Source organism: Micromonospora sp. NRRL B-16802, assembly GCF_001279555.1.
Taxonomy (GTDB): domain Bacteria; phylum Actinomycetota; class Actinomycetes; order Mycobacteriales; family Micromonosporaceae; genus Micromonospora; species Micromonospora profundi.
The window spans coordinates 44,876-67,259 of record NZ_LGEB01000064.1 but is presented as its reverse complement, the minus strand read 5'-3'; the positions used below and the strand labels follow the sequence as shown (position 1 = coordinate 67,259).

15 protein-coding genes and 2 pseudogenes are annotated in these 22,384 nt (G+C 71.1%); 4 read left to right on the top strand and 13 right to left on the bottom strand.

What is annotated here, in order from left to right:
• Positions 1-115 precede the first annotated feature (115 nt).
• Together ADK66_RS17190 and ADK66_RS17185 are read left to right on the top strand one after the other, a co-directional pair.
• Positions 116-1,513, top strand: a complete 1,398-nt coding sequence (locus ADK66_RS17190) for a DUF6461 domain-containing protein (protein WP_157552602.1) — start codon at positions 116-118, stop codon at positions 1,511-1,513.
• A gap of 27 nt (positions 1,514-1,540) precedes the next feature.
• Complete coding sequence (locus tag ADK66_RS17185) at positions 1,541-2,569, top strand: hypothetical protein (protein ID WP_053656494.1); 1,029 nt, start codon at positions 1,541-1,543, stop codon at positions 2,567-2,569.
• Between the two features lie 45 nt (positions 2,570-2,614).
• Here the strand turns inward: ADK66_RS17185 and ADK66_RS17180 are convergent, their stop codons facing one another.
• The 13 genes and pseudogenes from ADK66_RS17180 to ADK66_RS17125 form a co-directional block, all read right to left on the bottom strand.
• Complete coding sequence (locus ADK66_RS17180) at positions 2,615-3,238, bottom strand: response regulator transcription factor (protein ID WP_053656900.1); 624 nt, start codon at positions 3,236-3,238, stop codon at positions 2,615-2,617.
• Positions 3,239-3,384: 146 nt separating this feature from the next.
• Entirely contained in the window at positions 3,385-3,663 is a 279-nt protein-coding gene (locus ADK66_RS17175; RefSeq protein WP_053656492.1) for a YbaB/EbfC family nucleoid-associated protein, read from the bottom strand.
• A gap of 19 nt (positions 3,664-3,682) precedes the next feature.
• Entirely contained in the window at positions 3,683-6,949 is a 3,267-nt protein-coding gene (locus ADK66_RS17170) for a right-handed parallel beta-helix repeat-containing protein (protein ID WP_053656490.1), read from the bottom strand.
• On the bottom strand, positions 6,946-9,741 hold the full coding sequence (locus tag ADK66_RS17165) for a hypothetical protein (RefSeq protein ID WP_053656488.1): 2,796 nt from the start codon (positions 9,739-9,741) through the stop codon (positions 6,946-6,948). The genes ADK66_RS17170 and ADK66_RS17165 overlap by 4 nt, the downstream gene beginning before the upstream one ends.
• 6 nt (positions 9,742-9,747) lie before the next feature.
• Positions 9,748-11,103, bottom strand: a complete 1,356-nt coding sequence (eccB, locus tag ADK66_RS17160) for a type VII secretion protein EccB (RefSeq protein ID WP_053656486.1) — start codon at positions 11,101-11,103, stop codon at positions 9,748-9,750.
• A gap of 7 nt (positions 11,104-11,110) precedes the next feature.
• The gene (gene eccD / locus ADK66_RS17155; protein WP_053656484.1) at positions 11,111-12,514 is read right to left on the bottom strand and encodes a type VII secretion integral membrane protein EccD; all 1,404 of its coding nucleotides are present in this window, start codon (positions 12,512-12,514) and stop codon (positions 11,111-11,113) included.
• Between the two features lie 31 nt (positions 12,515-12,545).
• Positions 12,546-14,288: pseudogene (eccCb, locus tag ADK66_RS32725) on the bottom strand (type VII secretion protein EccCb); the annotation flags it as partial.
• Between the two features lie 86 nt (positions 14,289-14,374).
• Positions 14,375-16,523 (bottom strand): annotated as a pseudogene (eccCa, locus tag ADK66_RS32720) (type VII secretion protein EccCa); the annotation flags it as partial.
• The gene (locus tag ADK66_RS17145; RefSeq protein ID WP_053656480.1) at positions 16,520-16,864 is read right to left on the bottom strand and encodes a hypothetical protein; all 345 of its coding nucleotides are present in this window, start codon (positions 16,862-16,864) and stop codon (positions 16,520-16,522) included. The pseudogene eccCa and the gene ADK66_RS17145, both read right to left, overlap by 4 nt.
• The gene (locus ADK66_RS32630; RefSeq protein WP_053656478.1) at positions 16,857-19,190 is read right to left on the bottom strand and encodes a hypothetical protein; all 2,334 of its coding nucleotides are present in this window, start codon (positions 19,188-19,190) and stop codon (positions 16,857-16,859) included. The genes ADK66_RS17145 and ADK66_RS32630 overlap by 8 nt, the downstream gene beginning before the upstream one ends.
• Positions 19,191-19,253: 63 nt before the next feature.
• Complete coding sequence (locus ADK66_RS17135; protein ID WP_053656476.1) at positions 19,254-20,075, bottom strand: hypothetical protein; 822 nt, start codon at positions 20,073-20,075, stop codon at positions 19,254-19,256.
• Positions 20,076-20,148: 73 nt separating this feature from the next.
• Complete coding sequence (locus ADK66_RS17130; RefSeq protein ID WP_053656475.1) at positions 20,149-20,439, bottom strand: WXG100 family type VII secretion target; 291 nt, start codon at positions 20,437-20,439, stop codon at positions 20,149-20,151.
• Positions 20,440-20,466: 27 nt separating this feature from the next.
• Positions 20,467-20,793 carry a WXG100 family type VII secretion target gene (locus ADK66_RS17125; protein ID WP_082377503.1) on the bottom strand — a complete coding sequence of 109 codons (327 nt, stop codon included), beginning with the start codon at positions 20,791-20,793 and terminating at the stop codon, positions 20,467-20,469.
• 268 nt (positions 20,794-21,061) lie between these two features.
• On the opposite strand from ADK66_RS17125, the gene ADK66_RS17120 reads away from it, so the two are divergent.
• Both ADK66_RS17120 and ADK66_RS17115 read left to right on the top strand, forming a co-directional pair.
• Entirely contained in the window at positions 21,062-21,478 is a 417-nt protein-coding gene (locus ADK66_RS17120) for a YbaB/EbfC family nucleoid-associated protein (protein ID WP_053656473.1), read from the top strand.
• A complete protein-coding gene (locus ADK66_RS17115) occupies positions 21,475-22,368 on the top strand; it encodes a hypothetical protein (RefSeq protein ID WP_053656471.1) in 894 nt (297 codons plus the stop codon). Before ADK66_RS17120 ends, ADK66_RS17115 begins: the two co-directional genes overlap by 4 nt.
• The last annotated feature ends 16 nt before the right edge of the window (positions 22,369-22,384 follow it).

Below are 22,384 nucleotides of genomic sequence, written 5' to 3'. Positions count from 1 at the left end.
CGGACCGTCGATCGCAGACCTGATGTTCGACGCAGTGACACATCGTCGTTCCCTGCCGCCATGTCGACTACCGCGGGTCCGTGAACCTCGTGCGCCCGCCTGCGTCGTCTAACTCGTGGACGATGAAGAATTCACTGTTCTCCGACCTGGGCAGTTCCTGTCGCTGGGGACGCTCGTGTCCGCCAACGAGGCGTTCGCGCTGGAGCACCGCCATACCGGCGGCCTCGTTCTGCGCGATCGGACGCGCGCCGAGAACGTCTGGACGATCGGCGGCGGCGTTGGCGGGCCCGGCCGGTTGGAGCTGACGCCCGAAGGTTACCTGTGGCTGGTGGATGGAAACGGCCGGCCGCTCTGGCGCTCGGGCGACGTCGACCGTCGGGTGGATGCCGCAGTGGTCACCAACGACGGCCGGTTGGTCCTGACGGATCCGGACGGCTTTCAGCGCTGGAGCAGGGATCTCCTCTCGGACGCCGCGCTGGCGGATTTCCTGCCGGCCTCCGGCGACCGCCTGACCCGCGGGCAGCGCCTGACCAAGCCCCTCGTCTCACCGAATGGCAGGTACGAGCTCGCACACCGCACGACAGAGGCGGAAACTGTGCTCTTCCGCGACCAGACCGCTCAGCTGTGGTCACGGAAGGCCGGCGTTCCCGGCGAGGAGCTGACCCTCGGGCACGACGGAATCCTGCGGACCGGCGCCGACTCCACGGTGCTGTCCAAGTGGACCGGATTGCGCCTGGATCCGATGGCCCACACGGTGTCGGCGCTGGTCGTCGACGATGACGGTGACGTCGTGTTGATGGCGGAGGACGGCTCGGCGGTCTATCGCAGCGGCAGCGCCGCCGAGGCAGCCAGGCTCGACAAGCTACAGCGAGAATGGACCCTACGCGAGCGTGCCGACCTCGCGAAACCCGTGCGGCCGCACGGGAGCGGGTTGCCTGCCGACTGGTTCAACCTCGTCTACGCCGACGACGAAGACTCGCCGCCCTACTCCATCACGCTGGTGCGGGGAATCTCGGCCGGTGAAGCGTTGTCGCGGCTGGAGGTCGAGGACGACCGTGTCGCGCCGATGACGCTCCGGGAACTCGGTGACACGTCGACAGGCGAGCAACAGCGGATTTTCACGGCGCAGATCGACGACTGGGTGATGGTCGTCGGACTCGATGCGATGGTCGGCGCCGACCAGTTGGTACCGATGTCGCGCGGCACCCAGGCGGTGGTTTGCGGACGAGATCACGACGGCGAGAGCTACCTCGGCTGGGCCGTCGACGGCATCCCGTCGGCGATCTACTGGGATGACGAGGCGCTGGAGCGCGGCGAACCGGCAGCGGAGGGAGAGCAGCCCGACGCCGTCGTTCCGTTCATGCGGACAATCGGACTCGGACGCTACCGCGACACCGACGATGACAGGCATTTCCTGCCGCCACCGGTCGAGATCGCCTGCCTGATCGCGGGCGTACGTCCCCGGCCCGAGCACTTCGCGGGCAAACACCTCAGCTCCATCAGCAGCTGGTGACCCTTCATCGGGACGGAGCAGATCATCATGACCGGCGCCGCTGACAGCCGCCTACTGGAACTCCACTACCTGTTGCTGCGCGTGGCGGGCTGGATGCCCGACGCGGCCGTCGCCGCAGCGCGCAGCCACCTCGCCGGGCGACGGCTCGCCGAGGCGGCCGACGCGGTGCTGACGAGCACGGCTACCCCTCGAATGTCGTTGCGCGAGACGGACCTGGACCTGCTGTCCACGCTCGTGCCTGACGACCGGGTTGCGGCGTGGCGTGCCGCCGCTGCGCCGAACGCCGGCACGGCACCGCCGGAGCCCGAATTCGCCCCGGAACGGTCCGATCCGATAGGCGTCACACCGCTGGTCCTCGACCTGACCGGGGCCGTCGAGCGTATGGACGAGCCGGATTCGGCCGCCGTCGACGCCGCGCGCGGAGTCGCAGGCGGGGTTGCCCTCTGGCGGGCATGGCGTCGGGACTCACCAGATCAGGACCAGCAGGTCCCGATCTATCTGCTGCTGGTCGGCGGCGATCCCAACGGCCTACCGGCAGCCTGCGCACAGGTACAGGACGCCCTCGCCAGCAGCGGAGTCGCCCATCCTCAGGTCGAGGCGTTCCACAATCGGACGGTCCTACCGCGCTACCAGCAACTCGCCCGGGGCCGGTCAGCGCTCCTCTGGGCCGCGGCAGACGCCCAGCCGGTCTCGACCGCCCGGGTCTTCGACGCCTACCACCCCACCACCGGCGGGCAGTTCTCCGCCGACCGCCCGACGATCACCGACGGCGACGAGATGCGGCGCGTGCTGGACTACCTGGAGGGCGGGGCCGTGCTGCTCGCCACCGAGGCGCGCGAGACCGACCCCTTCGACGAGAGCGCCGGCCCGGTGGTGCCGCTGAGCTTCCGCACCGACGGACGGTGGATCTGGACGGACGCGGTCGCGTACTTCCTGCGTACCTACGCGGTGAGCCCCGACGACAAGCTGCTGACTCACATCCGCGCCCGCGACTATCTGGTGCCCGAATCAGACCCGGTCGCCGAACACCGCGCCCTGTCCAGCCTCCTGTCCTGAGCGTCCGGCCGGAGGATCCGCACCGGCCTCATTGCGCGCGAGCCCTCAGATCAAACCCGCGCGCACCGCGTACGCGACAGCATGTGACCGGCTACGGAGCTCGTACCGGTCCATCACCCCGTAGATGATCGTCTTGACTGTCCGTACGGAGTACCGGATCTCCTCGGCGATCTCGGTGGTGTCCAATCCGTCGGCCATCAGCCGCAGCACCTCGATCTCGCGGGAGGTCAGCCCGGTGAGGGTCAGGCCGTTGGGCAGCAGCACCTCCCGCTGCAGCCGCCGGAAGTGCTCGAGCAGGCTGCCGATGAGGTGCGGCGGCATGATCCCACCGCCGGCCTCGGCGGCCTGGACACTCCGGACGAGGCGTTCCTGGTTGACCGAAGCACGGGGAAGGATGGCAACCACCCCGCATTCCACCGCCGTGATCAGCTGCAGATCGTCGATGTCGGGGATGACGAGCACCACGGGCCGCGCCGCAGTCACTGCCGTCAGGCGAAGCATCCTGATCGTCGCGGCCGTGAAGCCCTCGGCCCCCACGACGGCAACATCGAACGAGTCCGGGTCATTCGCCTCCACCACTGTGATGTCGGGATGCATCGCCAGGTAGCTCGACAGCCCGACCGCCAGAAGCGGGTCGGTCGCCTGTACCAGAACACGCGTCTCCGCCACGACCAGCAACCCCCAACGGGAAGATAGGTTCCATCCCCTCTGAGGACGCTCGTACGCGGCCAAAGTTCAGCGACATCCGCCCACGGCCGCGAACCCGACACCGCCGAGCGAGCACCGGGGCCCTCGCGGCCCTGCTGGCCTGACCGTCAGGTCGCCGACGCCCGCTCCAGCGCGGCCGCCATCATGGTGTCCAGGACCAGCCGGCGGCCGGCCTCGAAGGCGGAGCGGAGCGCCTCCGCAAAGGCCGCCTCCAGGGCGGTCACGTCCTCAAGGTCCAGCGCGCGCGGCTCCACGCGCACGGCACGGACGTCGCCGAGGCCGCCCACCACGATGGTGACCAGGCCGTCCGCCGACCGGCCGGTGGCCGTCGCGCCGGCCAGCCGCGCCTCCATCGCGGTGGCGTTCTGATCGAGCCGAGGTTGCATGGTGATCTCCTTCGTCAGGTCAGCCGACCGCGGACAGGCCGCCGGACATCGACGCCGGCGCGGAGCCGGTGAGGTCGGCCGGCGCGAGCGTCCGCGATGCGGCGGTGCGGGTCAGGGCGTACGAGAATCGGTGGGCCGCGTGGACCGTCTGTGCGGGCAGATTCGTTGCCAGCTCGACGATGGCGGCCCGCACGTCGTCGGGGACGATGTGCCCGCGACGCAGCAGGTGCCGTACCGCGATCTCGCCGAGCTCGGCCGGGGAGTAGGCGGGCACGGACCATTCCTGGCCGAACGTCTCCGGGATGCCGGGTACCGCGGAGTGAAGTGCGGCCAGGCCGGCGGGTTCGCCGACAAGGACGACGACGGGTCCCCCCGGGGCGGCCCGGACCTGCTCGACAAGCGCGTGGACGACCTCCGCGTCCTGTTCCTCCCCGGTGGCCTCCACGACCAGGCCCCCGCCGGTTGCCTCCTGGAGCGCTGCCCGGATCAGGTCGTCGGCCTGCCCGGCCCACTGCGGCGCGAGCTGGTCCCGGGTGGACATCCGTACCTGCTGGCCGATGGGGATCAGATTCAGCTCCGACAGGAGCATCACGTACAGCCGGGCGAACTCGCTGCGGCCAGTGCCCCGCTGGCCGGAGATGATGATGTTCCCGGCTCGTCCGAACGCCCGGCGGCGACCGTGTAGATCGCAGAGTCCCACCACGGCCTGCCCGAGGGCCTCGCGTACGGACGGGGCACCGACCAGGTTGGCGACACGCGCCCACGTCCGGGAGGCTGCTACGGCCTCTCGCGGGTGGGTGGCGACATCCAGCTGTGCGGTCTGCTCCATCGGCAGCTCGGCGAGGGAGGCCAGCTCCGGCTCGATGTCGGCGGCGGTGAGCCGGTTGAGCTGGATCTCCGTGGACGGCGGTTCGGCGGCGAGGCGGGACGCCTGATTGTTGATCATCGCCTCGAAGAGTTTGCGCGCCACCCGGCCGTTGCCGAACGTCGAGTTCTTCGGGATGCGCTCGAAGTACGTGGTGAGGGCTCCCACCGCGTCGTCGGTCAGCTCGTAGTAGTGCTTCCCGCACAGGTTGGAGGTGATTGTGACAAGTTCCTCGACGGAGTAGTTGGGGAACTCGACGGTGCGCGTGAAGCGGGAGGCCAGACCGGGGTTCGAGGCGAGGAACTGCTCCATCAACTCGGAGTACCCGGCGACGATGACGACCAGTTCGTCGCGGTGGTCCTCCATCATCTTCATCAACGCGTCGATGGCCTCCTGGCCGAAATCCGGCCCCGAGCCGCCGGAGCCGGCCGACAGCGTGTACGCCTCGTCGATGAAGAGCACCCCGCCGAGCGCCTTGGTGACCAGCTCGGTGGTCTTGATCGCGGTCGACCCGATGTACTGCCCCACCAGGTCGGCGCGCGCCGCCTCGACCATGTGCCCCTTCGACAGGATGCCGAGTTCGGCCAGCACCGAGCCGTACAGGCGTGCGACGGTGGTCTTGCCGGTACCCGGCGGTCCGGCGAAGACCAGGTGCCGGCTCATCGGCGGCATCGGCAGCCCCCGCTGCTGTCGCACCTGCGCCATCTTCATCAGGTTGATCAGCGCGGTCACCTCCTGCTTGACGCCGCGCAGACCGATCAGGCTGTTGAGCTCCTGCAGCGGGCCGCTCAGTTCGTCGGATCCCTGATCCTGCCGCGGCTCCGCATCGGTGTCGTCCCGGACAGCCTGTTCCCGCACGGGCTGACCGACCGGCGGCCCGCCACTGGTGAGCGACTCCACCGTCAGGTGGGAGCCCTCGGCCCGGCGCAGGTCGCTCTTGCCGCTGTTGCGGACGACCGATCGCACCAGCGACACCGGTTCGGCGGTGTCCACGTTGAAGCCGGTGACAGCACTGTCGAGGATCTCGCAGTCGGTGAAGCGACCGGCGCCGCCGCTTGTCAACCGGACGCCGTCGGCGCCGGCCCGCCGCACCCGCAGCCGGGTCGCGGTGACAGCGGCCCGGTCCTGCACCAGCAGACCGTCCCGCGCCGCCTCGCGGATCTCGGTGTCGGTCACCTCCAACTCGGCGTTGTCCACCCGCAGGCCCCCGCCCGTCAGCACCGCCGACCGCAGATCCAGGCGGGAACTGCCGGTAGCTGTCACCGCGTCCGGCCCGGCGGCGGTCACCCGGACATCGCGCAGGACTGCCCGGGACCCGTCCGCGAGCGTCAGCACCGGCGCGGCGACGCCCTCCAGGACCAGGTCGACGCCGTCGACGGTGGCTCCGTCCCGCACCGCGACGCCGCCCGTCGAATTCGCTCGTAGGCGCCGCAGCCTGACGGCGCTCTCCCCGGTCACGATGACGGCGTGCTCGCTCGTGCCGCGCACCGTCACGCCGTTCAGGTGCGGACTGGCGTTCTCCGCGTGAACTCCCACCGGGGTGTCGGTGACGATGCACTCGGTGAACTCCGGCCGCGCCCCGCCGCCGACGTGGATCGCGGTGTGACCGGCTTCGCTGAACGCGCAGCGGGTGAATCGAGGGGCGGCGCCGTCGGTGATGTGCGCCGACTGCACCGCGGCCCCGCTGAATGTGGAATCGCTTATCGACACGTCGATCGCGCCACGAAGGAACAGGTCCACGTTGGCGCTGCCGGTCACCGTCAGGTGCCGGATCTGGGCTGTGGCACGCTGCTCGACGACGATCGCCGGCTTCGCCGAGGCTTCGACCTCGCACTGCTCCATGACAAGTCGAGCATCACCGTTGGCGCACACGCCGTTCGCCGCAGCACCTCGGACGACGCAGCGCCGCAGGGTCAGGGACCCGTGCTCGCTTACCACCACGCCGGAGGTGCCAACGTCGTGCACAAGCGTGTCCTCGACGGTGCTGACGCCCGCGGACATCACCACGATCCCCGCGCCCGACGGGGCTCGGACGTCACAGCCGCGCAGGGCCAGGGAGCCGTCCATCCGGGCGAGCAACGCCGTCCACGCCGCGCCGGTCACCCGGCAGTCGTCGAGCGCCACCTCGCCTGCGTAGACGTCCAGGGCTGCCAGCTGCGAGTCTTCGCTGATCAACGTGACGCCCCGCAATTGGGCACCCTGGCCACGTACGACCAGCACGCTGCCCTCTTCGACGTGCACCTCCACGGGGCCGCCCGGCGCCGCACTGATCGTCACCCTCTTGTCGAGCACCAACCGTTCCGCGTACCGGCCGGGATGCACAATGATCGTCGCGTCGGGATCGGCCCGTGCGACGGCGGCACCGATCGTCGCGAAGGCACCCGGCTCCGCCCCTCCCACTGTCAACACCTGTCGGCTCATCGGCCCTCACCTTCTCCGTCCAAGCCGGGCAGGACCCGGAAACAGCCACGTGTCGTGGCGGTGACCGGCGACGGCGACGGCGTCGGCGTCGGCGTCGGCGTCCCCCAGCGTTCCAGGCTGCGGTGCAGCGCGGTGTTCGCCAACTCGTCCAGGGACGCACCGTTCTGGTGGAGCCGGCCGTCCGCGTCGATCTCGTTGGTGCCGATCTCGCGCAGCAGAATCGCTCCGCGTTGACCGTCAGCAGGCGGCCGCGCCTCGAGAATCTTGAAACTCGTTCCCGGCAGGAACAGCACGCGGTCCTCGATCCGGTCCTCGCCCTCCGGTTCGAGCAGCGCCGTACGTCGGGCCGTCATCGACCAGATCAGCAGGTCGGTGTCACCCTCCTGGCCCTCGTGCGGACGCGTCAGCGCGTTGACCAGCGACCAGTCCGTGACCAGCTTGCGGCCGCGGTACAACGCCCACTCCCGTTCGTCCGGCGAGATGCGGAACATCGTGCTCCCGCGAAACGACGGAAGCCGCGACAGACCGGCAACCACGCACCGGGCGAACGGCACGTGCGGGCCGGCCACGCCGGTCCGCAGGGCCGCGTTGACGCGTTCGCCACGGCGGGTGAGGTACAGCCGTACGGCGACCGAGTCGGCGAGCAGGTCGCCGGCCGGGGTGCCGCCGGCCTGCAAACCGGGGTGCTCGGAGATGATCCGCGACACCGAGGACGCCATGTGGTCGAATTCCCGGCTCAGCGTACGGCGCAGCCAGCCGCGTTCCTCGTCCAGCGGCCGGGAGGGCAGCAGCGCGCTCGCCGACGCGGTGGGAACCGGCTGCACCCGCACGATGCCGGCGGTAGTGCGAGGTGGGGTTTCCTCGGATGCCGCCTCGGTGGGTGGTTTCGTCGCCTCGGCTGACCGCGCCGGCACCGGGGTGTCAGCCGCCGTTTCGACGTCGACGGGCAGGACGACCCCGGTCGGCATGGATGGCGGGGCCACCGCCGGCGCGGGGTCCACCGCAGGCGACGGCAACGCAGGCGGCACAACCGCCGGCGCGGGCGGCACGAACGCCGCAGGTGGCGGCAGCGCAGGCGGCTCGACGTCCGGGGTCGGCGCCTCGAGCGCCGCAGGTGGCGGCAGCGCAGGCGGCATGACGTCCGGGGTCGGCGGCGCGTCGGACGCAGCGGGTGGCGGCGGCGCAGGCGGCACGACGGGCGGCACGGGCAGCATGAACGCCGCAGGTGGCGGCGGCACGGACGCCGCAGGCCGCAAAAACGCTGTGGGCGGAGGCGGCACCGGTTGATCAACACGGTCGATCGAGGCCACACCTCGGGCGGGCCGGGGCTCGCCGATCGGCGGCGACGCGGCGGGCATACGGAGCGCGAGCGTCCGCTCGGAGAGGGGCTCCACGGCCGGTGACTCGACCACCGCTGCCACCGCCACGGCCGGCGGCGCCTCGACGGCCGGTGCTGCCTTGATCTCCACCGGAACACCGTTCAGGGCGGCGATCGGGGTGACGTCGAGGGTAGCGTCCGCCCGGCCTGCCGACTTGCTACCCGGAGTGAGCACCGACGCGGCCATCAGGGTCCCGCCCTCGCGCTCCGGCAGCCGGGCCGCCAGGTCCGCGGCCAGCCCCCGCAGGCGGTCGACGCGCTTGGGCTCCGAGTCGTCGAAGATCAGCGTCACCCCTGAGGTGTCCAGTGTCGCCGCGCGCACCCGCTCGGCGTTGCCCGGCTCGTCCACCGCACGCACCCACAGGCCCGCCTCGACCACCTCGACGACGGCGTCGGGGGCGTACCAGTAGACGCGGGGGTCGATCTCCTCGGTCCAGCGCAGCGGCGGCCGGTGGCTGAGGATGACCGGCCGGGCGGCGCGGGAGTTCTCGTGCGCCCGCGGGGTGTAGCCGAGTTCGATGGCGAACGGCGGCCACCCGCGGGTTCCGTCCGCGCGTACCGTGCGGACCTGCCGTTCCCGTTGGGTGCCGACCGGCACGCCGGTGTAACAGATCACCGAGGTGCCGAACAGGTCCGCCAGTGCCTGCCCCAGCGCCTCGCCCTCGGGGAGCCGGACCTCGCCGTACTGCACGAAACGGGCCCGCGCCTGCACGTCCGGCTCCAGCTCACGCCAGAACCGCACCACGTCGTCCAGCGACAACGGCGGCGTTCCCGGGCATCCCAGCAGCACCGTCATCGTCTCCGGGTCGCACGGGACGTCGTCGGTCAGCTGCCGCCGGTGCTGGGCGATGATCTGCGGGGACTGGCTGTCGTGGATCCACACACCACCGGGCAGCGGCTGGATGCCGGCGGTGGCGCTGGTCGCCCGGTTCTCGATGACCGCGCCGTCCCACACCGGCGCGGGGTACCGCTTGGCGTCCCAGCTCGGCGGCCGACCGGGCCGGAAACGCACCCAGCCGCTTCGCCGGTTGGAGTGCACCAGGAGCGCACCGCCGGCTCCGCGCACCAGGTCGCCGTCGGGTGCGATGACAGTACGGTTCAGCCGCTCGGACAGCCACTGCCCGGCCATCGCCGCGGAGTCCCGGTGCCGGCCGCACGCCATCAGCCGGATGCCGCGGCGGCGCCGGGGCAGCACGTTGGCCATCGACTCCCACGAGTCGATGGCGAGGCCCTCGACCAGGTCGAGTACCACCACGTCGTTGTCGGCGTCCTCGGTGACCGCCAGGGCGAGCGACTGCGCCTCCGCGCTGATCGAGTCGGGGGCGTGCAGAACCATCGCGTTGCCCACCATGTGCTGGACGATGGGCTCGTCGTCCCGGCGGCGGCGCCGTTTCTGCCAGATCGCGGATGCCATGTCGGCCTACCCTTCTGCGAGAAAAGTGACGGCCTCGCGGCTCAGCGTCGGTCCCTGCCGGAGGGTGGCCAGCAGTTCGCGGGGGAACGGGACCGGTCGTACCTGGTTGATCTTCAGTGCCGCCGCGGCCTGCGCGTCCTTCAGCGCGAAGGCGACCCCGCCGGAGGAGACGAAGACGACCGGCGGTGTGGTGCCGGGGGCGACCGGTACGCCGTACACGGCCATCCCGCCGCCGGCTGGACCGAACACCACGCCCCGGCCGTTCGCGTCGACGGCCATCGTCCGGGGCGCCTCGACCAGGACGCTGTAGACAGCGTTCGCCGCAGTGGGTGTCTGGCGCAGGCAGAGGATCCGGTCGTCGAGCCGGTGCTCCGCCGCACCGGCCAGGTCGGGCAGCCGGTCGAGCAGCGTCCGGTCCGCCGACCGGGGCGCGTCCAGCAGATCGGCGCCGGCCAGCGTGACCGGCGCGGACCGGCTGCGTACGCCGGCGAAGAGGAACTCGGTCTCGCTCAGCGCCGCCAGCCCGCCCTTGCGCAGCACGAAGAACTGCTCGCCGGCGGCGCCGGCGTTCTGCCGGAACAGGGTCCCGACGTCGTAGGACCGGCCGGCGATCCGCGGCCCGTCGCGGCCCTCGCCGTCGATCCCGGCGGGGGCCAGGTCCGGTCCGGCGGGAAGCTGGCTCAGCCAGGGCTCGGTGGCCGGGATCGCGTCGCCCGCGCTGATGCCGAGCGCGACCAGAACGGCGTCGTCGGTCACCCGGAACCGGCTGCCCTGAGCGATCAGGTGGATCTTGCCGTCCGGGTCCCGCACCACGATGAGCCGTTCCGGCGGGATCGGGGTGGCCGGTGCGCGGGGGTCGAGATTCATGCCCAGCCCGCCCCGACCCGAGTCGCCCGGCCGTCCAGACAGGCAGGCCAGCCACGGACCGGCCACGAAGGACTGCGGCGCCGGGATCTCCCGCGGCCCGTCCGGGATGCCCAGCACGTCACCTCGCGGCACATCGGCCAGAGAGGCCTGCGAGATCAGCTTCACCTTCGCCGACGGGCCCTGCCAGAGCATCGCCGCCGGCCGGTCGATCACCGGATGCAGCAGGCCGTCGGCGTAGACGTAACGGCTGCCGGTCTCCTTTTCCACCAGGATCAGGCCGGGCTGCCGGTAGGCCGTGCTGCCGCCGGGGACGATCCAGCCGTACACCCCGAAACCGGCCACCACCAGCACCGCGATGAGTACGCCGAACACCAGGCCGGTGAGGGCCCGGCGGCCGGGCACCTCGGCGCCGGACGGGTCGCCGAGCACCAGGGCCGAGCTGAGCCGGCCCATCATGAACTGGTGGGCGTGGACGTGGTCGCGCTGAGTCTGCACGGCGCGCCTACCCGAACAGTCCGCGGGCCCAGCCGTACAGGCCGAGCACCTGGGCGAGCACCGGCAGCACGGCCAGCGCGGTCACCACGTCGAAGAACGTCGCGGCGTACTCCCAGAACGGGAGCATCCGCCGCGGCCAGGGCCGCACCGCCGCCATCACCAACGGCACCAGCAGCGCGACCAGACCGGCGAGCAGGACGTAACGCCCTCCGATCGACAGGGAGCCGGAGAGCTGCGCGACCACCAGCAGGCAGCCCGTGGTCCCGGCGGTCACCAGCGCGATCCGGTGCCAGACCCCGAAGTACGAGCGGGCCCGCAGCAGGACCGCCGCGGAGATCAGGGCGACCAGCGTCGAGCCCGACCAGCCGGGCGTACGCATGGTGAAGGCGAACAGGAACGGCAGCAGCAGCGCGGCCGAGCCGAGCCCGGCGGTCAGGTAGGTGTCCGCGTCAGCGGTCCGCTCCCGGACCAGGCCGGAGTCCGTCGGCTCGATGTCGTACTGCAGGTCGGCGCCGGTCTTGGGCAGCTGCGGGCCGCGCAGCCGGGCGAACTTCACCGCGGCGCGGGGGGCGAGCACCACGATCGCCAGGATCACCGCGGCGGCGACGGCCGAGACCTGGGCGGCTGTCATCCCGGCGAGCTGACCGGACACCAGCACGAGCACCACCGTCGCGGCGCTGACCCCGACCAGCAGCAACGGGGTGAACGGCAGCCGCGGCGTGACAGTACGCTGGCAGACCAGCAGGACCCCGGTCACGACGACGACCGCGGACGCCGCGGCCAGCGTCGCCAGCCCGGTCCAGGACATGCCGTCCGGGTCACCGTCCACCGCGCTGACCGCGGCCATCCCCGCGAAGAGGGCCGCAGCACCGCCGAACAGCAGGCCGAACGCCTCGTCGGTCAGCTTGCGGGCGGCGACAAGCGCCGCGACCAGCATCGCGGCGGCGAGCACGCCGGCCGACAGGATCTGCCCGGCCACCGGGCCACGGTCGGTGATCACCAACGCGACGGTGGTCATCGCCACCGCCGACAGCACCAGGAACAACACCCGGCGGTACTCCGGCTGCCACCGGTCGGACCGCCGGTTGACGGACGTCGCCACGCCCTCAGCCAGGTCGTCGAAGTCCAGCTCGGGCAGCGGGTCCTCGGCCCGGCGCAGGTGGATCTCCTCGCCGTCCAGCCACTCCAGCGTCTCCGGGGTGCCGGTCAGCTCGAACGGCGCACCACCCAGCCGTTGCAGCACCCAGCCGCTGCCGGTGGCGTCGTCCTGCTGGTGTGCCGGTACGGCGTGGCCGACCAGGACCGGCAGCAGACCGGCGACCGTGGTGGTGACCGGGACCGCCAGGTCGATCCGACGCTCCGGCCCGACCACTGTGATGCGGCACTTGTCCGCCTGAACAACGGCGCTCATCCGCGTCGTCCTCTCCTCTGCCGGTCCCGCCTCATCCGGCGGCCCGGCCCAGCGCGTTGCCTGTCTGCATCAGCCGCACCCCGCGGCGAGTGACCAGTTGAGCCCGTCCGGCGGGCAGCCGGCGCGGCGCGGCCTCGCCGAGGAACTTGCCCTCCTCCTTGGGGTAGGAGAACAACATCGCCGGGGTGCCCAGCTCCCACATCCGGCGGATGACCGGGTCCATCATCGCCCGCATCGCGCCGGAGGTGCTCCGGGCCACGATCACGTGCAGACCGATGTACACGCCTTGGGCCAGAAGCGGCAACAGTGGCTCCAACGTGGAGCCGACGCCGGTGCCGCGGGTCAGCAGGTCGTAGTCGTCGACCACCACGAACAGTTCTGGACCCTCCCACCAGTCCCGGCGGCGCATCCGCTCGGACGAGATGTCCGCGCCCGGCACCCGGCGGTTGACCGACACCGACGCCTTGCCTGCCAGCTCGAACAGCCCGTCGCCGGTGAAGCTGGATCCGACCTGGTACTCCTGGCCGATCGCGGTGTCCAGGTCCCGCCGCGAGTCGCCGAGCACCACCTTCGCCTGCTCCGGCGTGTACCGCCGCTGAATGGCGCGCAGGATCAGGGTCAGCATGTTCGTCTTGCCGGTCTCGTTGTCGCCGAAAACCAGCAGGTGCGGCGTGACCATGAAGTCGTGCCACACGGGCGCCAGCCGCTGCTCGTCGAGACCGAGGCAGATCCGCAGCTCCGGCTCCGGGTCGGGCAGGTACGCCGCGGGCAGCTGGGTGGGCAGCAGGCGCACCGGCGGTGCGGGCGGGCCGCTCCAGAACGTCGCGGCCTCCTCGGTGACCGACTTGGTGGCCTCGGCCAGGTCGGCGGTCGCCGCATGGCCGTCGATCCGGGGCAGCGCGCCGAGGAAGTGCAGCCCGTCCGGGGTGAGGCCGCGGCCCGGCTGGTTGGGCACTGTCGCCGCCTTGCGGGAGCCGAACTCCGACTCCATCGAGTCGGCCAGCCGCAGCTCCAGCTTCGTGCCCAGCAGGTCGCGCAGCCAGGTGCGCAGCTCCGACCAGCGGGTGGTGGTCACCACGATGTGTACGCCGAACGACAGCCCGCGCGAGGCGATCTCCTGGACGCGGCTCTCCAGGTCGGGGAAGTCCTGCTTCATCGTGTACCAGCCGTCGACGACCAGGAACACGTGGCCGTGCGGGTCCTCGAGTTCACCCCGACTGCGGGCCGCCAGGTACGACGTCATGGAGTCCAGCCCACGCTCGGTGAACTCGACCTCCCGCCGCTCCATGACCTGGCTGATCTCCTCAAGCGTGCGCACCACCCGGTCACGCTCCAGCCGGGTGGCGATCGAGCCGACGTGCGGCAGACCGGCGACCGAGGTGAGCCCACCGCCGCCGAAGTCCAGGCCGTAGAACTGCACCTCGGCCGGCGTGTTGGTCAGCGCCAGGGCGAGCATCATCGACCGCAGCAGGGTCGACTTGCCGCTCTGCGGCGCACCGGCGATGCCCACGTGGCCGTCGGCCGTCGCCAGGTCCACGACCAGCAGTTCCCGCAGCTGATCCTGCGGCTTGTCGACCACGCCCACCGGCACCCGCAGCCGCCCGCGGACCGACAGGTCCTCGACGGACATGCCGAAGACCGGATGGGGTACGACACTGGGCAGCAGCGAGTCCAGGGTGGGCGCCGTGGACAGCGGCGGCAGCCAGATCTGCCGCGCCGGCGGCCCGGCCCCGGTCAGTCGCTTGAGCAGCACCTCGACCAGGGTGGGACCGCTCGCCTCGGCCGGCGCGTCGTCCGCCGGTGCGGCGGCGCCCTCAGCCGGTGCCGTCAGGCGCTCGACCGGCTCGGGCAACGGGACGTTCCGGGTGGTGAACGGCACCACGTCGGCGGCCACCACGTCGACGTCCGTGCCCGCCTCCAGGCGCGCCCCAGTGCCGGTGTACGGCCCGGAGACGTACGCCGACTTGAACCGCACCAGGTTGGTGGTGTCCACCTTGAGGTAGCCGTTGCCCGGCTCGGACGGCAGCTCGTAGGCGGCGCCGACGCCGATCACCGCACGCGACTCCATCGAGGAGAACGTGCGCAGTGCCAGTCGGTACGACAGGTGGCCCTCGACCCGGTTGATCCGGCCCTCGTCCAGCCGCTGCGAGGCGAGCAGCAGGTGGACGCCGAGGCTGCGGCCCAGCCGGCCGATGGACACGAACAGGTCCATGAACTCGGACTTGCTGGACAGCAGCTCGGAGAACTCGTCCACGACGATCAGCAGCGTCGGGAACGGCACCAGCTGCGCACCGGACGCGCGCGCCTTCTCGTAGTCGAACAGGGACGCGTACCCGCTGGCCCGCAGCATCTCCTGGCGCCGGGTCATCTCGCCGTTGAGCGCGTCCTGCATCCGGTCGACCAGTGGAAGCTCGTCGGCCAGGTTGGTGATCACCGCGGAGGTGTGCGGCAGGTGTTCCATGCCGATGAACGTGGCGCCGCCCTTGAAGTCCACCAGCACCAGGTTGAGGATCTCCGAGGAGTGCGTCGCGGCGAGCGCGACGACGAGCGTACGCAGCAGCTCGCTCTTGCCCGACCCGGTCGCACCGATGAGCAGGCCGTGCGGACCCATGCCGCCCTGGGCCGACTCCTTCAGGTCGAGCTCGATCACCTCGCCGTCCTCGGTGACCCCGATCGGCACCTGCAGCCGGTTGCGCTGCGGCTGCCGGGTCCGCCACAGGGCCGGCACGTCGAAGGTGTTCGCATCCCGGATGCCGAGCAGCGCGGTCAGCTCGAAGCTGGTCTCCAGCGGCTCCTCGACGATGTCCAAGGTGCCGCTGGTCCGCTTCGGAGCGATGATCCGGGCCAGCGCGAGCGCCTGCGCCTCGGCCAACTCGTCACGCACCGCCGAACCGGTGACCTCGCCGGCCGGGTAGCGCACCTCGGCGCCGTCCGCGGTCAGCCGCAGCACCTTCGGCCCGCCCGGCATCGCCCCGGTCAGGTCGAGCAGCACCACGTTGCGCAGGCCGGCGCCGAGCAGCCGGGAGTGGTCCGGCAGTTCGGTCAGGTGAGCGACGATCACCAGGAACGGCTCGGTCGACGAGGGACGGGCCGTCCGGTCGTGGTCACCGCGGTCGGTGACGTCGGTGCCGAGCAGGTCCATCAGCGCGTCGTGCGTGCCGGCGAAGAGCCGGGCCGGCCCGGCGGCGTCGGCACTACCCGCGTGCGCGTTGTGCGGCAGCCATTTGACCCACTCCCACGGCCCCCGGTGCACCTCCGGCGCCAGGACCGCGACCCGCAGCTCGTCCGGCGCGTGCAGCGTGACCAGCTGGGCGACCATGGCCCTGGCCAGCGCGACCGCCGGCCCGGCCGCGCCCTCGAACTCGATGCTTGTGAAACTGCGCAGGTTCACCGAGATCGGAATTCCGGAGACCGTCCGGTACGCCTCGGCGAACCGGCGCAACGCGATCGACGACAGCGGTTCCAGGTCTTCCACCGGTTTGGTGGTCGGCGGGGTGAAGGCACGCATCGCGTTCTGCCGTCCGAGGCCGATGCGTACCCGGGCGAAGTCGTCGTGGGTCGGCCGGCGCTCCCACAGTCGGCTGCTCATCGCGACCGACCACAGCCAGTCCGGTTGCGGGTTGTCCCACAGCACGTGCCGGCGCTGCTCGTCGGCCGAGGCGCGGGCCTCCTTGCGCAGCTGGGCGATGTAGCGCAGGAAGTCGCGTCGCTCACCGAGCATCTTGCGCTTACGCTCGGCGGCGCCCCGGCCCACCTGTACCACGCCCATCAGGAGCATACCGGCGGCCATCGCGCCGCCCATCACGTACATGATCGGGGCCCGGCTGTAGAGGCCGAACATCGCCATCATGGCGCCCATGCCGAGGCCCATCGGCACAACCATCGCGAAGGACCGGAAGTCGAGCGGGGCCTCCTCCGCCATCAGCGGGGGCTCCTGCAGGTTCACCTCGCCCTCGGGCGCGTCGGGACCGGTGGCGCGCGGCGGACGCTTGACGGTGACCGTACTCATCCGAGAGTCCCCGACAGGGAGGGCCCGTCACCCCAGGCGGTGGTGTCCTGGCGCAGCAGCTTGACCGCGTACCGGTCGTTGCGGAACCGATCGACGGCGGCCTGGTCGTCCGCGTCGTCCTTCTTCTTGTCCGTACGCTCCGATTCGGCTTCGGCCTTCTGCCGTTCGCGCTCTTCGTCCCACTGCCGCTTGCGCTCGCGCATCTCCTCGAAGATCTCGTCGACGGTGCGATCCGGCCCGCCGCAGAACAGCTTCGGCTCGTCGGCGGGGGCGGCGGCCCGTTCGGTGGATCGCCGCCACACCCGCAGGGGCGCCTCGTCCGTGCCGTTCCGATCAGCCATCGGTGTCTCTCCCTTCGCCCGGCTCGTCGGCCAGCAGCCAACTCCCGTCCGTGTCGTCCCAAGCCGCCACGTCCGCGTCGGCGTCGTCGAGGCGGAGCAGTGGCACCACCTCGTCGGCCGGAACCTCCGGTGCGGTGGCGCCCCAGGCGCCGGCCGCCTCGACCAGCAACGCGGCGGCCTCGGGCCGGACGGCGGCCGCCGCCTCCAACACGCCGGCGCCCGGGACGTGCGGCAGCGCGCCCACCGTCCGTTCCCGCTCCCGTTCGCTGGTCGGCGGGTCGATCACGCCGAAGACCGGCATCGGCACGGAGACCGGCCCGCCCGTGGTCGGCCCGATCCCGCCGGCCGGGATTTCGCCTGGCTGGCCGTCGATGCCGGCCGCCGGGGTGGTCGGCGTCCACTCGGTGTCCTCCCCTGCGACCAGGCTGGACGCGTCCGGGCGGTCCGGCACCGCACCAGCGCCTCCAGCCGGGGAGCCGGACGGTCCGCCTGGCATGCCTGGCATCATCGGCATCATCGGCATCCCGGCCGGCCCGGCCTGAGCGAGCTGCGGGCCGCGGTCGCCCGCCATTGCCGGATCCGAGTCGATGGCGTCCAGGCCGAGACCGATGCCCTGGGCCGCACCGGCCGGCGCCTCCGGTCCGTCCACAGCATCGACAGCGCCGGCCGCCCAGTCGGCGGCGTCACCCTCGACCAGCCCGGCAGCGTCCGGCCGGTCCGGCACACCAGCGCCGTTGCCACCGGGGGCCCCGGGGGACGGGCTGCCCGGCATCGTCGGCATGCCGCCCGGAGCGGCGGCGCCCGAGGCCGGCTTGCTCGTCTGCAGGCCGGCGCCGCCCGGTGGGGTGAACGAGCCGACGTCCGGCGGACGCGGCGCCGGGTCGCCGACCGGTTTCCATGCCTCCGCGTCGCCCTCCAGCAGGCCGCTGGCATCCGGGCGGTCGGGCACACCCGAGCCGCTGCCGGCGCCACCCGGCGAGCCGGGCGGGGCGCCCGGCGGGATCCCGCCGGCGTTGTTGCCTGAGGTTCCGGTCAGCCCGGGAACGTTGACCCCGCTGCCGATGGCACCGGCGTTCGGCAGTGCCGGCGGACGCACTGCGGGGGCCACCGGCGCCGGCGGAGCGACCGGAGCCCTCGGCGCTGTCGGCGACGTGATCCCGGATCCGATGCCCCCGCCCGACCCGCCGGGTCGACCGATGCCGGGCGCGTTCACCCCGGCGCCGTTGGGCCGCGGCAGGACCGGCGGCACCGGCAGGTTCAGGTTCGGAACGTTCGGCCTCGGGACGTTCGGATTCGGCACGTTCAGGTTCGGCGCGTTCGGGTTCGGGACGGTCGGCCTCGGGACGTTCGGGTTCGGCACGTTCGGCAGATTGAGGGCGGGTCCGTTCGGGCCGGTCGTCGCGTTGCCGTTCGGCCGGGGAGTGGGGGGCGGATTCGGCAACGACAGGTTCGGGCCGTTCGACCCGTTGCCGTTGGAGGCATTGTTGAAGTTCGGGGGCCGGACGTTCGGTCCACCGGGCGGAGGCGGGGCGGACGGAGGCGGGGCGGACGGAGGCGGGGCGGACGGAGGCGCAGGCGGTGCGGGCGGAGGCGCAGGCGGGGGCGGGGACACCGTGCTCGGGTTGTCGCGGCGGACCGGCACCACCGCTTCGTGCGTGAAACCTTCGTACTGATTTGCCAGTACGTCGATCACGCCCTCCATGCGCTGGGCCATCGGGGTCTCCAGCGGCGACCCGGTGATCGACACCAGACCGTCGCCTCCCACCGCGTTGCCGGCCTGGCGGGCAAGGTTGGCGAACGCGTGGTCGTAGTACTCCATCGCATACTGCGCGTAGGCGAGGGCGTTGGCGTCGTTGTAGAGCTGCTGAGGGATGGACCGGCTGCCGCCGGTCCCGGGAGGACCCGTGATCCGTTCACTCTGGGCGTCGAGAATCTTGGCGAGATACTCCATCTGACCGAGGAACGCGTCGGCGGCCGGACCCTGCCACGGCTTGCCCTCACCCGCGATCGCCCGTGCATGGGTCAGCAAGTAGGGCCCCAGCTCACCGAAAGTGCGGCCGGCCAGATCGAAGGCAGCGCCGGCATCCATCACCGACTGCGCGTTGACGAGTGTTTCCGCGTGCTGCCGGCCCTCGTCGGTTGACATGGCCGCACCACCGGTGACCGCGGTGCGGAGCTTCCGCCACCCCCCTCTCTCCCGCGCCCACTTCTTGTAGTCGTCCGGGTCGGAGGGCGAGATGGTCACCGGCGGGAAAGTGGCGCCCTCCTCGATCGGGTGGTTCCACTGTTCCTCGGGGCCGGAGGACTTCTCGTTCTCGTCAGGCATGACTGGACCTCGGGTGGGGCGAAGGAGCGGTTATCGAGGGTTCGGAGGGGTGCCCCTGCCGCCCTAGGTCTTCTCCTTGGTCGCCGGTGCACCCAGCGCATCGATGCGGGTGTTGCTCCCGGTCATCACGTCGCCGAATTGCTTGACGGTGAGGCCGTTCAGCTCCTCGGCAGTGTCGTACTCCTTGACCAGCGCCCGCAGTTCGGTCTGAGTCACCGCGAAAACGGCCTGAAGGTCGACCACCGTCTTGGTCGTCTCGCCCTGCAGGCCGGACGATTCCTCCGCGGGCACCAGAATCCTGCGATACACCTCGGCCTTCGCGAAGGCGCCTGGGCGCGGATTGATCTCATTGAGAACGTTGACAACGGTCTGCAACGGCCCGTTCCCGCCGGCTATCGGAGCGATCGATTCCAGCACGTTCGCGAAGTAGAGGATCGCTTCGGTGCTGACCGCGACCGCACCCGCACGCCCGCCCTGCCCGTCGAACGGCTTGCGGTTCAGACCTTCGACGGCGTGCATCGGCTTCTCGCGGTAATTCCGGTCCGGATTGAATTCCTCGGGCGGTTCGACCTGCTCCCGCGCGTCCTTCTGCCGGTGTTCGAAGACCAGTTCCTTCCAGCGGCCCGGCTCGGTCTGCGACCTGTACCAGTCGTAGGCGGCAAGCTCCTCCGCTGTGTACTTGCTCCGGTCGATCCCACCGAGCATCTGCAGATCGGAGCTGCGGGCGCCGGTGTGGCGGTGAGCCTGATCCTCGATGATCTTCGTGACCACCGCGCGAGTCCAGCTGTCTCCCTCGGCGGGATGGCCTTTCTGCGCGTCGTAGGTCCGGAACAGGTCGATCTCGTCGGCAGCCTCGATGCTTGGGCGGTCCAGGTCGATGCTCATGTTTCCCGATCTCTACGTGCGGTGTCGTGGCCCTCGCCGAGGAGCCTGCGGAACGGTGCGGCGAAGGCCAACGTCAGGACCAGCGGGCGGCGTTGCTGCGCTCCGTCGCCCCGTAGTTGTCGGAGACGCTGGTCAGGGTCAGCCGCGCGCGCTCCAGGAAGGCGTTCATCTGCTTGGCGGACTGGTCCCAGCGTCGCTTCGTGTCCTGATAGATCGTCTTGACCTCTTCGCTCTCCCAGGCGTCCAGGTTGCGCTCGACGTTGTTCTCCAGCTCGTCGAGAGCCTGGTTGATCCGCTGGTTGATCCGGGCCACGTCGTCAAGAACGGCGTCGGCTTGGGCGAAGTTGAAGGTGAAGTTGGACAAGGTGATGACCTCTCTGCGAGGTAGGGATCAGAAACCGGGCAGCGCGGAGTTGAGGGAGCTGGTGTACGTCGACGCCTCGTCCTCGCCCCGGGAATAGCCCGCGAGGGTCGCCTCCATCTGGGTCTGCATTTCCTGCAACGCGCGGATCACCTCGTTGAACGACTGGCCCCACGAGTCCATCGCGCTCTGGAAGCCCATCGCCGCCTGGCCCGTCCACGAGGCCATCAGGATGTCGACCTGACCATCGACGTTCTGGTTGGCCGAGCTGAACTCACTGGCTTTCGCCGCGAACTCCTGCGCCGCGGCACGCATGCCCTCTTCGGTGGTGGAGATGTTCCTCGATGCCACAGTCATGCTCCTCGGTAGACAGACGTCAGCAGCGTCGCCGGGACCGGTCAGCGACGCAGCGGCAAGTGTGCGGCGACGCGTCGATGGTCTGCCAACTCCCCGCGCAAGGCATGCACCAACGTCCGTCGAAATTGCACGCGGATCCGTCCGAGCCGTTGCGGCACACGAAAGCGCATGCAGAGCCGCTGCACGAACGGCCCTTCCTGCGGCCGGTCCCTTCCGTCCGGGCCAAGCCCGGCATTCACTTGGCGCCGCAGGAAGGGAGCCGCCGGCGATGGACTTCACCACCCGAATCGAGAGCCTGTTCCAGGAGTACGAGCGCCAGCGCAGCAGCCTCGGCGAGATGCAGCAGAAGATGCGTGCCATCTCGGCGACCGCGACGTCGCAGCGCCGTGAGGTCGCCGTCACCGTCGGGCAGAACGGTGTGCTGACCGACGTCCAGTTCCCTACCAGCGCCTACAAGCGGATGACGCCCGCCGAGCTCCGGTCGGCCCTGCTGGCCGCCTACGGCGACGCCAAGGAGCAGGCCATGGCTCAGGCCACGGACGTGCTCAAGCCCCTCCTCCCGGACGGAATGGATGCGGGTGCGCTGGTCCGCGGCACCGCCGGACCCGAGGCTTACTTCCCGGCCGAGCCGCGCATGACCACCAGCGTGCGAGAGATGCTCGGCATCCGCCGGGAACAGCGATGACCCAATTCAACACCGAGATCTACGTCGATCCGGACGGCGTGACCTCGACCGGCGCCAGGTATGGCGAGCACGCCCGGACCTACGAAAGCTATCTGGCGTACGTCCAGAATCTGCGCGTGCAGTACGGCGGCAGCTGGGGCGACGACGAGATAGGCAAGGAGTTCGGTGCCAGCTTCAACGGGGGCATGGACGCCGTGGAGCAGATCGTCAAGGCTGCCATCAGTCTGATCCGGTACACGTCCGACGGCCTCCTAACCGGCGGCCGGGAGTACCGGACCGCCGACGAGAATGCCCGTGAGGCCGGCCTGCTGCTGGCCCGCCAGGCAGACCAGCACCTGACCACCGAGGGCACGCCGGCCGGCACGGTGGCCTCCAGCCTGCCGTCCGGATCGTTTGCGATGCCGCCGACCCCGGCCCTGCCCGCGACACTCGCCGCCACCCTGCCTTCCGGAGCCGCCGCCACCGAGCAGACCCCGGCCCTGCCCGCGACACTCGCCGTCGACGAATCCGGCCGGCCGATCCCCGCCCCCGCGACGTCACCCGTCGAGCCGGCCACCTGGCACCTCACCGCGTCCACCCCGGGTTTCTCCGCCTACGACGCGAGCGACCTGTCCAGCGCGAAGGTCGACGGACGACCAATGTCGGAGGGAGAGCGCCTCGTCGCCTTCGTCCCGCTGCCCGACGGCACCGTGCAGGTCGACGCAAACCTCTACGAGACCCTCACGCCAGTCACCAGCGGGGTGGTGACCGGTCCCGACGGACAGCCGATCGACCCCGACGGACGGTGCTTCTTCGTCGTCCGCGACGCCTCCGAGGTGGATCCCTCCGCCCCCGGATACCGGCCGCTGCACGTCTCGTTCCCGGCCGGTGGCAACCGGCCGGCCGCCTGACCCGCCGAGGTCGGAA

Coding starts and splice junctions, on each gene's coding strand:
- ADK66_RS32630 (WP_053656478.1), bottom strand. CDS start 19,190: ATGCCTGACGAGAACGAGAAGTCCTCCGGCCCCGAGGAACAGTGGAAC.
- ADK66_RS17185 (WP_053656494.1), top strand. CDS start 1,541: ATGACCGGCGCCGCTGACAGCCGCCTACTGGAACTCCACTACCTGTTG.
- ADK66_RS17120 (WP_053656473.1), top strand. CDS start 21,062: ATGGACTTCACCACCCGAATCGAGAGCCTGTTCCAGGAGTACGAGCGC.
- ADK66_RS17135 (WP_053656476.1), bottom strand. CDS start 20,075: ATGAGCATCGACCTGGACCGCCCAAGCATCGAGGCTGCCGACGAGATC.
- ADK66_RS17125 (WP_082377503.1), bottom strand. CDS start 20,793: ATGACTGTGGCATCGAGGAACATCTCCACCACCGAAGAGGGCATGCGT.
- ADK66_RS17170 (WP_053656490.1), bottom strand. CDS start 6,949: ATGAGCCGACAGGTGTTGACAGTGGGAGGGGCGGAGCCGGGTGCCTTC.
- ADK66_RS17175 (WP_053656492.1), bottom strand. CDS start 3,663: ATGCAACCTCGGCTCGATCAGAACGCCACCGCGATGGAGGCGCGGCTG.
- ADK66_RS17115 (WP_053656471.1), top strand. CDS start 21,475: ATGACCCAATTCAACACCGAGATCTACGTCGATCCGGACGGCGTGACC.
- ADK66_RS17165 (WP_053656488.1), bottom strand. CDS start 9,741: ATGGCATCCGCGATCTGGCAGAAACGGCGCCGCCGCCGGGACGACGAG.
- eccD (WP_053656484.1), bottom strand. CDS start 12,514: ATGAGCGCCGTTGTTCAGGCGGACAAGTGCCGCATCACAGTGGTCGGG.
- ADK66_RS17145 (WP_053656480.1), bottom strand. CDS start 16,864: ATGGCTGATCGGAACGGCACGGACGAGGCGCCCCTGCGGGTGTGGCGG.